The sequence below is a fragment of the Streptococcus sp. 121 genome (genome assembly GCF_016458205.1).
Lineage (GTDB): Bacteria > Bacillota > Bacilli > Lactobacillales > Streptococcaceae > Streptococcus.
Window position 1 is genome coordinate 1 of sequence record NZ_JAEMED010000009.1, and the last position, 13,641, is coordinate 13,641.

General features: G+C 40.3%; 20 protein-coding genes. 15 read left to right on the forward strand and 5 right to left on the reverse strand.

Annotated features, from left to right (window positions below):
• The 5 genes from JEQ21_RS02865 to JEQ21_RS02885 form a co-directional block, all read right to left on the reverse strand.
• Positions 1-553 (reverse strand): transposase (locus tag JEQ21_RS02865; protein WP_199363878.1); only part of this gene is annotated, 553 nt, incomplete at its 3' end.
• Between the two features lie 587 nt (positions 554-1,140).
• A complete protein-coding gene (locus JEQ21_RS02870; protein ID WP_196090912.1) occupies positions 1,141-1,413 on the reverse strand; it encodes a GIY-YIG nuclease family protein in 273 nt (90 codons plus the stop codon).
• Positions 1,400-2,146: a tRNA1(Val) (adenine(37)-N6)-methyltransferase gene (locus tag JEQ21_RS02875; protein ID WP_199363879.1), complete on the reverse strand. Its 747-nt coding sequence runs from the start codon at positions 2,144-2,146 to the stop codon at positions 1,400-1,402. The genes JEQ21_RS02870 and JEQ21_RS02875 overlap by 14 nt, the downstream gene beginning before the upstream one ends.
• 133 nt (positions 2,147-2,279) lie before the next feature.
• The gene (locus JEQ21_RS02880) at positions 2,280-3,443 is read right to left on the reverse strand and encodes a tyrosine-type recombinase/integrase (protein ID WP_199363880.1); all 1,164 of its coding nucleotides are present in this window, start codon (positions 3,441-3,443) and stop codon (positions 2,280-2,282) included.
• A 484-nt stretch (positions 3,444-3,927) separates the two neighbouring features.
• Positions 3,928-4,548 (reverse strand): helix-turn-helix domain-containing protein, encoded by a 621-nt coding sequence (locus JEQ21_RS02885; protein WP_199363881.1) that lies wholly within the window; start codon positions 4,546-4,548, stop codon positions 3,928-3,930.
• Between the two features lie 165 nt (positions 4,549-4,713).
• Here JEQ21_RS02885 and JEQ21_RS02890 point away from each other — a divergent pair, with 165 nt between their 5' ends.
• The 15 genes from JEQ21_RS02890 to JEQ21_RS02960 all read left to right on the forward strand — a co-directional run bounded on the left by JEQ21_RS02890 (position 4,714) and on the right by JEQ21_RS02960 (position 12,928).
• A complete protein-coding gene (locus tag JEQ21_RS02890; RefSeq protein ID WP_199363882.1) occupies positions 4,714-4,902 on the forward strand; it encodes a helix-turn-helix domain-containing protein in 189 nt (62 codons plus the stop codon).
• Between the two features lie 51 nt (positions 4,903-4,953).
• Positions 4,954-5,559 carry a BRO-N domain-containing protein gene (locus JEQ21_RS02895; protein WP_199363883.1) on the forward strand — a complete coding sequence of 202 codons (606 nt, stop codon included), beginning with the start codon at positions 4,954-4,956 and terminating at the stop codon, positions 5,557-5,559.
• 10 nt (positions 5,560-5,569) lie between these two features.
• Positions 5,570-5,788: a hypothetical protein gene (locus JEQ21_RS02900; protein WP_199363884.1), complete on the forward strand. Its 219-nt coding sequence runs from the start codon at positions 5,570-5,572 to the stop codon at positions 5,786-5,788.
• Between the two features lie 216 nt (positions 5,789-6,004).
• On the forward strand, positions 6,005-6,343 hold the full coding sequence (locus JEQ21_RS02905) for a hypothetical protein (RefSeq protein WP_199363885.1): 339 nt from the start codon (positions 6,005-6,007) through the stop codon (positions 6,341-6,343).
• Positions 6,340-6,546, forward strand: coding sequence for a hypothetical protein (locus tag JEQ21_RS02910; protein WP_199363886.1), 207 nt, complete (start codon positions 6,340-6,342; stop codon positions 6,544-6,546). The genes JEQ21_RS02905 and JEQ21_RS02910 overlap by 4 nt, the downstream gene beginning before the upstream one ends.
• Positions 6,547-6,556: 10 nt before the next feature.
• A complete protein-coding gene (locus JEQ21_RS02915; RefSeq protein ID WP_199363887.1) occupies positions 6,557-6,895 on the forward strand; it encodes an HTH domain-containing protein in 339 nt (112 codons plus the stop codon).
• Complete coding sequence (locus JEQ21_RS02920) at positions 6,879-7,151, forward strand: XRE family transcriptional regulator (RefSeq protein ID WP_199363888.1); 273 nt, start codon at positions 6,879-6,881, stop codon at positions 7,149-7,151. The genes JEQ21_RS02915 and JEQ21_RS02920 overlap by 17 nt, the downstream gene beginning before the upstream one ends.
• Positions 7,148-8,026: a primase alpha helix C-terminal domain-containing protein gene (locus JEQ21_RS02925; RefSeq protein WP_199363889.1), complete on the forward strand. Its 879-nt coding sequence runs from the start codon at positions 7,148-7,150 to the stop codon at positions 8,024-8,026. The genes JEQ21_RS02920 and JEQ21_RS02925 overlap by 4 nt, the downstream gene beginning before the upstream one ends.
• A gap of 27 nt (positions 8,027-8,053) precedes the next feature.
• A complete protein-coding gene (locus JEQ21_RS02930; protein ID WP_442805112.1) occupies positions 8,054-9,547 on the forward strand; it encodes a DNA primase family protein in 1,494 nt (497 codons plus the stop codon).
• A gap of 513 nt (positions 9,548-10,060) precedes the next feature.
• Entirely contained in the window at positions 10,061-10,366 is a 306-nt protein-coding gene (locus JEQ21_RS02935) for a hypothetical protein (RefSeq protein WP_199363891.1), read from the forward strand.
• Positions 10,367-10,394: 28 nt separating this feature from the next.
• Entirely contained in the window at positions 10,395-10,853 is a 459-nt protein-coding gene (locus tag JEQ21_RS02940; RefSeq protein WP_199363892.1) for a hypothetical protein, read from the forward strand.
• Between the two features lie 30 nt (positions 10,854-10,883).
• Positions 10,884-11,039 (forward strand): hypothetical protein, encoded by a 156-nt coding sequence (locus tag JEQ21_RS02945; protein WP_199363893.1) that lies wholly within the window; start codon positions 10,884-10,886, stop codon positions 11,037-11,039.
• 87 nt (positions 11,040-11,126) lie between these two features.
• Positions 11,127-11,996 carry a hypothetical protein gene (locus tag JEQ21_RS02950; RefSeq protein WP_199363894.1) on the forward strand — a complete coding sequence of 290 codons (870 nt, stop codon included), beginning with the start codon at positions 11,127-11,129 and terminating at the stop codon, positions 11,994-11,996.
• Between the two features lie 58 nt (positions 11,997-12,054).
• Positions 12,055-12,480, forward strand: a complete 426-nt coding sequence (locus JEQ21_RS10185; RefSeq protein ID WP_199363895.1) for a DUF1492 domain-containing protein — start codon at positions 12,055-12,057, stop codon at positions 12,478-12,480.
• Between the two features lie 127 nt (positions 12,481-12,607).
• On the forward strand, positions 12,608-12,928 hold the full coding sequence (locus JEQ21_RS02960) for a hypothetical protein (protein ID WP_199363896.1): 321 nt from the start codon (positions 12,608-12,610) through the stop codon (positions 12,926-12,928).
• The last annotated feature ends 713 nt before the right edge of the window (positions 12,929-13,641 follow it).

Below are 13,641 nucleotides of genomic sequence, written 5' to 3' on the forward strand. Positions count from 1 at the left end.
CATTGAAACAATAGCCCGTTTGACTTTCAAAAGCATAGAGAGGATGGTAGCCTGTAGCACGGTAATGGGCATTGTAATCCGAACCTTCTTGCTTCCCATAAGTTGTAAAATGAGTTGAATCGACATCTATGATAAGATTATCCAACTGATGAAATTGTAAAAAGAGTTGGATTAGTTCAAAATTAAGCTGTCTTAAAGCCTCAACAGTTTCTTCTGTTGCACGTGAAAAGAAACGCGACAGGGTTGATTGAGAGGCTACTTGTTTCGACTCTAGTAGCTGATGGAAATAAGCATCATCTTTCAATTCTTGACAGGCATAGTCTGTATCATGACCCGCTAGAATTTGAAAAATGAGTTGGATAACAATCATTGTGTCTGAGTAAAGAGGGGAATGGCGTTGATCATTAGTGACTAAATATTTGGAAATTAACTCAGCCAGCTTCAAGACCTCAAACAATTCTTTAAAGAGAATCAGTCCGCCATAATTCGTAAGATTTCCTCCCTCAAAAGAAAAATTCTTGTTTTTAGCATTATTATTTGATAGACTGAACATGTGGATTTCCTTTCTTTTTGTTGTTCTATGCACTTATATCATAAAGGGGAAATCCTTTTTTGTCTAGTTGAATGTTTCACCCAATGGGTGAAAAGCAGAACCTTCCAGAAACCCTGTGATCAATACGGTTTCTGGAAGGTTTTTAAGTTAGGTATGAATAATTTGGGTTTAATTTTTTTCGTAAGAGTCTCGCTTGATTTCGAGACTCTTTTCTATTCCAGAATATCTGGAGCATCAAATTTTTTATACTTATTGCATTTTAAACTCTGGCTTTGTCAAGCCTCTTTGATGAATTTATTGATTGCGTGTTTTCACGCCTTATCCTTAATATTCAAAGTGAATTCAACTAACTAAAATAGGAAGGTTGGGACAAAAGTCTCAACCTCGAACGATCATCATCGGCATTCCTCGTCATTTTTTTGAAATTCCGCAAGTATTCTGAAGTTGAAATTAGTTAAGTATAGTCTTTTAGTTTACTTTTAGTACAAGGCAGCGAGTCGTAGACAGTACTGAGTTACGGCAAGACGAGCTAACACAGTAATAAAAGATAAACTAAAAGAGTATATAAGCAAAAAAGCCGCTTGAGTCTAAGGATTCAAGCGGTTTTGGTATTCTTCAATAATGGCTTCTTTTTTAGCTTTGCTGAGTTTTTTGAATTGGGCTTCGGCTTTGAGGGCCTGACTTTTGTCAGGGTAGGTTTGGGTATAGACCAGGGTTACCGGGCCTTTGGCACGTGTGTACTTTGCTCCCTTACCGTCGTTATGTTGTTTGATTCGCCGTTCCAGATTATTGGTGTAACCAGTATAGAGGCTGTTGTCCCGGCAACGTACGACATAGATGCAGTCTTTATTGGCGTCCATAAATCTCTTGAATATCCGGACGATAGGATCCGTCTTCCTCATGAATATAGAGAGGAGGGAAGATTTTTAGCCCATCCGTTGAGCCATCTTTAATCGCCTCAATTAAGATCATATTGGCCTCGCGGTTTTCTTTAGGGTAAATAAATTGAAGGCGCTTGGGTGCTAATTTAAAAGCCTGCAGTGTATTTAAAATGTCTAGTAAGCGATCGGGGCGATGGACCATGGCCAGTCTACCGTTGGATTTTAGAATCTTTTGGGCAACTGCACAAATCTCCTTCAGGTTGGTTGTGATTTCATGACGGGCTAAAAGATAGTGGGGGCTATGGTTCTTGTTGGAGGTTTCACTAGCTTTGAAATAAGGTGGGTTACAGAGGATTAAGTCCACCTGACTAGGAGGTAACTGTTGGGGAAGCTCCTTTAAATCCATATTCCAAACCTGAACCTGCTGCTTTAAGTTATTGAGAGCCACAGAACGTTGAGCCATATCTGCTAAGCGCTCCTGGATTTCCACTAAAAGAATCTCCGCCTTGGTATGCTGACTAGCAAAGAGGCCTACAGCGCCGTTTCCGGCACAGAGGTCCACAATTTTGCCCTTTTTAGGGAGTTTGGGGAAACGAGACAGAAGGATACTGTCGATCGAATAAGAAAAAACTTCTCGATTTTGGATAATTTTTACCGGGCTCGTGAACAACTGATCTAGCCGTTCCCCCGGACGCAATTCAATTTCACTCATAGAACCATTATAGCATTTTGCTCAAAAATAAGGATTTCCCCTTTATCACACCTTAAAAACCCCGTATCTATAGGCTTTTTGAGGTCTATCCTTTTGTTTTTCCATAAATTTGCGCACCATTTTGCGGACTTTTCTATAAATCGCCCATAGCTTTCTCAAACAATGAGACGGCTTTTTTTGCGCTTTCTCGTGATAGATGACTATAGACATCCATGGTCACCGAGATATTGGAATGCCCTAGGCGGTGCTGGAGTTCCTTGTAAGGTATCCCAGAGTTTAGTAGCAAGCTGGCATGGGTATGGCGGAATCCGTGAAAGCCAATTCTTGGGACATTGGCTTTTTTGAAATGAGTTTGGAGACGAAAGTCCAAGTTGTCCCTTTTGGGGTATTCGTGAATGAAGTCCGAAAATACAACCGTTTCAGTTCGCCCTAGTTGCCAAGCTTCCAAGGTTTGGCGTTTCTTGTACTCTTTTAGCATGCTAACCGTTTGGGGATCTATATCTATATCCCTCTCGCTGGCCTTGGATTTAGGCGAGTTTATGCCACCTTTTAGATTGATTGTTTTTGTGATGGATACAACACCACCCGCCAAGTCAATATCTTCCCAGTGTAAAGCTATGGCCTCCCCGATACGGCAACCCGTAGCAAGTAGGAACTTATATAGCACTGTTTCATAATAATTGCGGTAGCGATTATGGTCAAGATTATCCAAGTGGTCAAGGAATCTTTTTAGTTCCTCTTTCTCAAAGTGTTTGACCTTAGTCCGTTTTGCTTTCTGAAGATTACGGGGGAGAATGACCTCCCTAGCTGGGTTGAATGGGATAACTTGAAGGACAACCCCATATTGAAGTATTCTCTTGTTGAGCGCGTGGATTTTATCATAGTGGAGATAAGCACCTTTTTCCCCTCGATTGGTTTTGCTGGCCAAGTTGTTGATGGTGGATTGAATCAAGGGAGTAGTCAGCTTATCCAACTTGTACGACCCGAATAAACTTAGAACATGTTTAAGGACGTTTTTAGTGCTTAGTTGAGTATTTACTTTCACGGTATCCTTGTAACTATCCCACCAAAGTCCTGCTAGTTCCTCGTAAGTATCCACCTTGGCAAAGCGAACCCGTGTAGATCCATTGTTTTTAAAATTGGCCACGGCTTCGATTGCCTTATGCTTGACCTCTTTTTGAGTTCTCCCAGTGACCTTGGTTTTGACTTTCTTCCCAGTTACTGAATCAGTTCCCAAGTAGACATCAGCACGGTAAATGGTAGATCCGTCTTTCTTTTTGATTTGATTGATTTTCATGATATTCCTTTCTACAGTAGGCAAGGTTATTGAAAAGGACTTAGGTATCATGAAATTTTAAGCGAGTCTTGAGCGGTAGATTGTAAGGGAAGAAGCAGGATGGGCGTATCACGCGCCACGGTTTATATTTTTACGTTCCGGCGAATTTGAGAAAGTAGAACCGCTGGAGTGGGTCGCTATTTTGTCAAAATGGCCAAAATGTGAAAATAGGGACTGTTAGGAAATGTTAAGTTTTTCCAGAACCCCAAAGAACCTAAAATAATAATGCGGACTTTTGCGGACTTTTTTCGTAGTTCAGGACTACTGACAAAAACTGACTTTTTTTCCGAAAATGTGAAGCAAAGGAACTCGTTACAAAACGTGACTTTTTTCACGTTCTAAGGAAAATCCCCAGCTATTGAATTGATCCGCTGGGCGCGTGGGTTGGCTGATGACTCCCTAAAACAGGGACTCACCGATAACATTGGATAGCTGGTTGCGTGGGTTATGGTTCTAATTTAGTTAGGTAGAACTTATATTTATTTCTATCTCTAATAATCACTGACAAGAGACCGCTATCTAATGATCCTTCATCAAAATCAGATACACCGTGAATCAATTTATTAAAGCCTTCAATTGATTTTTTTAAATATTTTATCAAACTTTCACGATCTGCAATTTTTATTTTTTCAAGTACACAAGACGAGTAGAACGTTTCTATATCGTGACGTGTAAAAGTAACTTCATCAATGCTAGATAGAGTATTTTTTATTTCAATGAAAATTTCTTCATGAAATGGAGAAGGAAGAAGATTTCCGTCCCAATCGTAAGTCCCCCATCCCCTTAAATTTTCCTCTTCATCGTCCCAATCGTATCTTGTTGAATTAACTTTAATAACTTGGTCACCGTCTAATTTCTGTATCAAGCTATTGATTTCTATTCCCATAGCTTCAGCGATTGATTTTAAAGTCTCAAAAGTTGGAGCAATGGGTTTGTGAGTTTGAGGATTTTCTCCTTTCTCTAACATTGATATATATCCTTTTGTTTTCCCTATTTTGTCGGCAAATTCTTGCATAGTTAGCTTGTTACTTTTTCTATATTCTTTTACAATATCGCCTATTTTCATTATCATTTCCTACTTTCATCTACTCTTGTTTAGTGTATTATACAACGATTTCTAAACAATATCAATTATTTTGTTTAATACGCTTGACAATAATAGTTTAATACGCTAAACTCAATATAATCCATTGTTTAATGGATTTAACTTTTGATGAAGGAGGAAAAACTCTTGAATGGTAAAAGAATAGCAGAAATGAGAAAACTTCAAAGACTTTCTCAAGAGGAATTGGCTGAAAAAGCAAAAGTATCTCGTTCTATTATTTCCTTTTTAGAAACTGGAAAAGAAAAAGATGTAAAGCTTTATACTCTTATTAGAATTGCTAACGCTCTTGATTGTAAAGTTGAAGATTTTTTATAATCAAAAAGTTTAATTCGTTGAACTTTTTTATAAAACATAAGGAGTAGAACCATGAAAACAGAACAATGGAACGGCTATCCCATTCGGTTTGTAGACCATGAAGGCGAATGGTGGGCGGTAGCCAAAGATATTACAGACGCCCTAGGAATTAAGAACACAGGGGACGCCCTAAAAAGATTAAAGGGTGTAGCTATTACCTATACCCTTACAAATGGGGGAACTCAAAAAGTTCTTATCATTGATGAAAAATCAATCTATAGACTTGTTTTCAAAAGTCGCAAAAAGGAAGCTGAACAGTTTCAAGATTGGGTTTTTGAAGTGATCAAGAACTTACGTCAAGCGACAGGACTAGAAGGGTTCGAAGTCTTTCGAATGTTGGACAAGGAACATCAAAAGCAAGCTATGAAGCGCTTGAGTGATGGCCTAGAACACGCGCAACAGGTTGACCTTATCAAGGCGAACACCATTGCTAATAAGGCAGTATCCAACTTATACGGACTTCCGAAGATGGTCAAAAAGAATGCTATGAGTGAAGCCATGTTGAAGGACAGGGAGCAAATCCTTGATGATACTGTAGGACTTATGACGGTCAAAGAACGGTATGGCTTACCTATCAGCGTTTCAAAGGCAATTTACAACAGGAACAGACGGGCTTAGGAGGAAAGCAATGACAGACAAAAGAACACCCCAACCCTATGACATTCTGACAGACTATGACAGGCTAATAAAAAGTGCCAGTCAAGTCTTGGGAGTCTTAGAACAGTTTGACGGATTTAAGTCAACACAAACCGTGGCCGTCCCAGTTTATGCCTTACGGGCTATCTTGGACGAACATAGAGCCGTAACCAAAGAATACTATTCCGCTATTTTCGCCAAAACTAACTAGAGCGGAATAAGTAAAAAATCTGATCGTATAGTAAAACCCGCAGACACAAAAAAGACCCATTGGGAATCAGCCAATGAGTCAGCACAAAAAGTAAAATCAAAACCAAAATCACAAATAACGTAGGCAAGGTTATTGTAAGGGACTTAGGTTATTGGATTTATTTAATTATAGCACAGAAATTGGCCTTTTCGGCCATCTTAAAAGGAGAAATCAGGAATGAAAAAAGCTAGCGTTTGGACGATTGACAAGAGCAGATACACGGCCGAAGAATTGGAAAAGATGAGACTTAGGGACGAAAGTAAGAAAAGAGCCGATAAGTTTTTCAAAGATTTGTACGGGCAAAGTGTTTCGTGGGTGATTGTGGCTAATATCATGGAGCAAGGAAGCCGAGCAGGGGCGAAACGTTTCCGTACATTTGAAGAAGCGTGGGACGTTTTGCCGTTTGAGCAAATCACAGAAATCATTTTCCGAGCAGTGAACGGCCTTCTGTGTGCTGAAAAGGATACGGGTCAAATGGCAGAACTTAAAGTAAAAAGAAAAGGAGTAGGCGCATGATCACAGAACTAAACTTGTCACCAGCAGGGCAAACAGTAGCCATTTTGGTTCTGCTGGGCTTGCTATGGCTGGTACTCAAACACAGACCGACCAGAATCAGCCTAGACGAGCCGAAACCCGAACCCGTGGAAGAATCTACCACAATGGATTTAAATCCCGACTATGGCCGATATGTATGGCTTGCTGGGCGCTATTACAACTAGGAGGGAATGAATGACAGACATCGAAATCAGATTGTTGCGATTGATCCCCGTAGGGAGTGACAGACCTATCAATACAAATGAATTGAGCCGAATCCTCGGGGTTGATGAACGAGCGACAAGAAAAATCATAAGCCGACTAATTACCAAGTACGGTGTACCGATTGTTGCCAAGCGTGGAATCAATAGCGGTCACTATATCCCAAGGAATGAAGTGGAACGGCTGGAAGGTATCAGAGAGTTACAGGCGCAACATCAAGCGGAAGGCAAGCGCCTAGACACACTTATCATGGCCGACCTGAACCGCCGTGATGAATTGCTGGAGGAGTACGGAAATGAAAGTATTGAGTGAAGAAGTAGGGCGGGAGTTGGTAACGGAAATTCTCGGAAGTGTTGAGGAATATATCAATGCAAGGGAGAAAATCCCCCGCAGGCTAACGGGTTTGATGACTAAAAAAGAAATTTTTGAGGAGTTAGACATCAACGGCAACACCTTGAAGCGCTGGGAATCACTTGGGCTAAAAAGATACATGCCCCCAGTTGAAAACACCAAGAAAGCCTATTACCGAGTTAGTGACGTATTGAAATTTTTAGGAGCAGAAAGATGATTTATACAAGTATAGGAGTGCAAAATAGACGACTGACCCTAGTAGGTTCTGGCATGAGTTCGTGGGACTATTTGGCTACTTTAGAGCCTGTACCTGTCCCATCTACCGCAGGACTCGGTCAATGGAAGAAAAATCAAGCCCCTTATTGTATCGCTGGAACAGTTGAATCTGAAGCAGACGGGAGTTACAAACGAAATAACAAAAGTCTTGTAGCGCGTGATTTGATTTTTCTTGATTATGATGATCTGGAGGATCAACATTCTTTCTTTGAGGCTGTGAATGAGGTTCTTAAAGATTACAGTTTTTTGCTTTACCCAACTATTTCATACAGTCAAGAGAAGCCAAAATACAGATTGGTAGTCAAGCCGAGTGAAGAGATGGACGAAGTAAGCTATAAAGCTACTGTTAGGGAGATAGGGGATAGAATTGGTCTCCCTTATGATGGGGCTTCTCTTACATGGTCACAATTGCAAGGCTTGCCAGTGGAAACAAAGGCAATGGCTGGGGCTATCCGCTTCCAGAACCTGGGGCAGGACTATCCGATACAAAAGATTGGAAAGGCCGAGGTGGTCGGTGTAACTTCTCCTAAAAGTTCGGGAACTATATCAACTACTTATAGCGGTGACTCAATCACCATGCGAGTTGTTAAAACTCTTTTGAATGGTCTAGGAGACGAGGGAGGGAGAAATGTTGTGCTGACTCGCTTTGTGGGGCTTTTATACTCAAAGTATGTCCGTTGTGATGTTGCTACAGCGTATGAGTTGGCGAAAATTGCCAACAGCGTTACGGCTGACCCCTTAAAGGCGGAAGAGGTTGACAGAACTTTTGAAAGTATCACGAGAAGAGAAATTGAAAAAAGGAGATTGGGTTTATAGATGAATATTGAAGAGTTGACCCTAAGCATGAATCAAGCTGGGGCGGAGCATGATTTTAGCGAGATTGAGAACACGGCGGATTTGTACCGCAGAATCAAGCAAGCTGGAGATTTTTGGAGGGTAGAGCATACAGAAGAGCGAACTATCACAAAAGGGCCGAGAAAGGGGGAGGTGGAAACAAAAATCCCTATACCGTCCCCCGTGGATGTTGCGGAGAATTTGAATAAGCTATGCCATTTCACCTTTATTGGTCGGGGAGGAATTTCAGACAGTAGTCCCGTCTATACATTTGATTGGGATAGTGGGATATATTCCCATAGTCGGGATTTACTTTGGCGATTATGCAGGGCTTTTGATAACCGCTTGAAGTCTGCTCACTACAAAGAGGTTGAAATGCAATTAAGGACTATGATAAAGATGAGGCGACCGCTGGAGGATAGAAATCTTATCCCCGTGAACAATGGAATTTTTAACCTTAAAGACAAGACTTTCAGACCGCACGCGCCCCAGTATATCATCACTAGTAAAATCAAGACTAGTTACAACCCAGAAGCGAAAAAGCCAATACTAGGGGGCTGGTTTGATTTTGATGAGTGGCTAGATGGTATTGCAGTAGGTGATAGGGATGTTGTTACGCTCCTATGGCAGATCATGAATGAAGCCATCAACCCAAACCATACAAGAGGAAAAATCGTTATTCTTCTAGGGGACGGAAATAACGGGAAAGGAACCTATCAAGATTTATTAAAAAATCTGATAGGACAAGAAAATATATCCGCTTTGCGTCCGTCCCAGTTTGAAGATCATAAGACAGCTTCTCTTCTTGGTAAGGTTTGTAATATTGGGGATGATATTAGTAACAAGTATCTGGACGAGGTGGCTGACTTGATGAGTATAGCAACAGGCGACACGGTCATGGTTAACCCTAAACATGAGAAACCTGTGGAATTGACCCTAAAGCCTTTATGCTTATTTTCAGCTAACGCTTTACCGAATAGCCGAAACAAATCTCAAGGGTGGTATAGGCGTTTGTGTATTGTCCCATTTAATGCCGACTTTAACGGACAGAAGGAGCGTCCTGAAATCAAGCAAGTGTTTCTAAAGGACAGGGAACTGTTGGAGTGGGTTCTGTTTAAGATATTGAATAGTCCTAATTTTGACAAATTCATAGAACCAGAAGCAGTGAAAGAAGTTCTTGAGAATTACAAAGCAGATAATGATCATATCCTGCTATGGCTTACGGAGTTTTATATCCCCAATGGATGGCATGAGATGAAGCATGTTCCTTTATTCATAGCTAAAGAGCGACTGAAATCATTTCTGTCAGATATTGGAGCAGACAATCCGAAGACAACCAATTTTGGGCGGAAAGTCGTACAACACTTAGAAAAAGAGACCAAGAACAAGTACAGTTTGAGAAGCGGAAGGGTGGAACTCAAAGACAGGGAGGCTTTAATTGATGGAATCTGGGAAACGGATAAGACGCAAGAATCAACCCACGGTATACACAAAGAAGATTAAAAATGAATATGTGAGAAAGTGAGAAAATTGGTGAGACCTTTTTTTTGAAAATCTCACCCCTAAAACCCACTAATAGCAACGTTTTTCCCTATTATGTGAGAAGGTGAGGTTTTTAATTCTATTATGGGTGAAATACAGAGAACAAAAAAGATTTCCTTTTATTTTATATATAATGGAAAACCAAAATCTCACATCTAACTTTTTGGGCTAACCCCTTGGTACATAAGGGTTTACGGAGGTTTTTAAAATCTCACCTAAAATCTCACATTTTGGAAAAATTAGACAAAGGAGCTAAAAATGAGCAAAAAAAAGACTTAAGCTATTTATCCCCCAAGACAAGTTGGGTGTAGAAGGTAGCCTTGAGAGTTTTGAAGATATGGTTAACGAGTTTTTGAAGTCTCCCCATGTTGGGGACGTGAGAACCTACCCTATCGGCGAAGGTCTAGCGGTAGAGTACGTAGATTTGAAGAGTGTTAGGGAATCGTTTAGAGAAGATTGAAGGAGAGTAGCAACATGACACTAACAACATTTAGAAATAACAACGCCTTGGGTGACATTGAAGCCCGTTTCGTAAAAGAACGGATTGGCCAACTTTATCAGCTTGAGAAAACCGACCTGATGGAATTGGTCGCCTTGTATGAAATTGATTTACTAGATTACATTGACCGACTTTTATCAGATAACCCAATCCCATTGGATCATGATACGGCATACAATTCCCTATCAAACATGGAAGAAGGGGCGTTACTGACATTGTTGTCCGTTGATACAGAACAGGAATATGATGGCTTACATCAGTACGCAGAGGGTGAGGCCTAGATAATAGCAAAGCAGGAGGAGAGAAAAGATGCAATTCGAAAACAAAAAACTAAATGATAAGATGGCTATAACAAACAGAAAAAATCTAAATAATATGGCGGAAATGGTCGATGAACTTGTCGAAAAATTGAAAAATAGGGGAGTACCGGCTACCCCTGACGTGATTTATGAATCACTGGGCATGCAGTGTGAGAAGTTTTCGTTTAATGTGGTTGAAGGAGATCTATCAAGCGCCAATAAAGCAATGAATCATATTCGGGGTTTTTTCGTGAAGAAGGGTGGAAAAGTTATTGGTGTACACCAAAATTCAATACCTAATCCTGAAAAAGGAACTAGGGAACTAATATTTTATGTTGGTTACTCAGATAAGTTACTAAAGAGAAACAAAGGGCAGAACAATGCAGTCGAGCGTACTATGGGGGAGGTATACGGCGTAGACAAAATGATGAATACTTTATCTAATCAAAGCAAAACTAAAAAAAATTGATTTTAGACTTTTTTAAAACGAGGTGAATCAATGAACAAACCAAATAGAATTGAAGAAGGTTGGCTTTTCTTTTTGAAAGATGGTAAAATAGATAGTGTCAAGTTACCGCAATATGGCAAGGTTGTCTTGAGTGTTACCGATGGCAATATCGTATTTGCGGAAACTAGAACACAAGAAAAATTATAGCTGACTGAAAAAATCAGAGGCACGATATAAGAGCGTAAAATGCTTTTAGTCGTGCCTCTTTTGTTTTGTCAAAGAAAGGATTTAAAAATGGAATTACAGGAAGCAAAATCAATTTATCATGCACTTAGAAATGATTATAGTTTGTTTTTAGGGGATAAGAAAACCTTTTGGGAATTTTCAGAAGGTGAAGACTTATATACGATATTGGGAGTGTATGAGGATATTAAACCTTACCTGACTAAACCACAAGTAGGTTCGATTAAAAAAGTGTTAGAAAAATACGAAGATTTTCAAGAACGTTGGTATGCCTTGCATAGTAAAGTTTATGATGAAAAACACGAAATTGAAAGTAACAAATTATTAACAAGAAAACAGAAAGAAGAGGCACTTTTATCTTTACGGGAGGAAGTAGAAAAAGAACTTACAAAGTTGAACGATCTATCTCAAAAGAATCAATCTGAACAGTTTGAGGTGAATTCGTTTGCGATTGAATTTTTGAAATCAGTTGAGGAAGTTTTAAAAACGAAGATGCCACAAAAGTTAGCCCCTCGAAATCTCTATGAACTAGACACGGTTAGCCCAATGTATAAGGAACAAGTCTTAGATAGAATTTGCCCACCTTTTGTGCCGTACGAAGAACGCAATTGGGGATATTATCAAAGTAAAGGGCTTGATGTACGTTTTGTTAAGTTTGTAGATAAATTGCTAAAACAAACCGTAGGGCAGTTTGCGGAAGATTGGCGACAAGGGCAGTATGCTAAACAACTAGGATACACCAATGCGACAGAGTGGAAAGCTAAAAAGTTTGAAGAATATCTAGAGGAGGAAGATCTAGAACAAATTAAGGAAGTAAAAAAAGAGATGGCCTTCCAGAGATTACAAGAAGAAGGAGGAAAAGAAAAAGCGTTTGGTTGGTTTGATAAGATCATCAACGGCTGGCGTCCTGAAGAAGAATAATGGAATTTGAAGTGCTGGGTTAGCGCCTAGCACTTTTGTATTTGTAAGGAGGAAGCTCGTGACGAATGTTAAAGACAGATTAAACAGACTCAAGAAAATCCCTAAACGCTTGCAAGAAATCAAAAGGGAAATCGAATACTTGGAGAGTAACTTAGCCTCCCAGAATCTACCAAACGAATCAACAACAAAGAATTACAAGAACACCGCTGAAGATAGAATCATCAATGCAATTGACAGATTGTCAGAATTAAAAAGAGAAAGGTATACCATCTATTGTGAGTATTCGGATATGATTAAAGTTATTGAGCAATTGCCTGACCTTGAGGATAATCTAGTCTTACGGCTTTTGTACGTCAATGGCCATAGCTGGAACGAGGTCGCCAAGAGCATGAAGATGAGTTCCAGCACTGTACAGAGGGTTAGGACTAGAGCAATAAAGGAGTTGGAAGAGTTGCTGGAAGACAACGCCACAGAATCCAACTAGACGAACGAGACCATGCCATTTTGAAGTGTTAGCCGTTAACTGGTAAGATTATCCCATCGAACACTAGAACGCCATACAGGGCGAATGAGGGGGATTGTAGAAGGTGGATGAATTAAGCAAGCACGCCGTGAGAGTGTTGAAAAATTACCGAGGTTTCCAGCAGTTGGCAGAGAGTTCTGGCAGACCTTTTTCAGTCCGTGGGGGAGAACTGGCGGAAGAGATTGAACGAGTTACCGACAACCTAGATGAATTGGTTAGGGCTATCCTAGTCAATCAGTACATGATAAGGCCTAAAGATAGATTGTCACGGATAGCATTCTGTAAACACTATGGCCTGACCGTGAAGGAATATGATCAAGTAAAAAGCGAGGCCTTGCATGAGTTCGCCAATGCATATCTAGGAGGTTGCTTGCTGGAGTTGGTGGAATGTGAACAGGCAGAAACCTAGGACTTGCTGGAAGCCATTCTGACACCCATACAGTAACAGTAAAACGCAGTAGGTAACAGAACGAAGCTCGAAGGAAGCACGAGAACACCCCCACCCTGAAAAAATTTGAGTTTAAATTTTGTTTCGCCACCGGTGGTGGGGTCGATTACGGAGATATACGCCTGTTTCGCGTACGACCCCCCCTCCCCCTGATTTTTATCGTATTTAGAAATGCGTGTGTTTTTAAAAACACAATAGTAGTGCGGGTCTGCTGGGATTTGGTTGAATCAATTCGCTGGAACTCTTACTCAAAAACGAGTGAAAAAACAAGCAGATTTTTGTCGTTTTTGACCCAATATGATTGTGTTATACTTGATTTAGGCAATAAAAAAAGCGTAGCTGGTCGCCACGCCATCCTTGCCTACTGAACCCGTAAAATGTTAGTGCCCGTTACAGGGCTTTTTTTTGCGCCAAAATTTGCGCACCCTTGAGGGTATGGATATGGATAGATATGAATAGGTGAAAGTGCCACAAATGCCTAAAAGTCAGCGTTTTAGGGGGGATATGAATAGATATGGAGGCCCGCGATTGAGTTTGCTCAAAAATAAGGACATCTGTGAAAGGTTGTCCTATTTTAAATGATAAATGGAAGAACTTGTTTTGATCATAGACAAGGAACTTCTTTACAGACGGGTCTTTTCATGATCATTGATTTCCTAGCTCTGGTTTTCTTT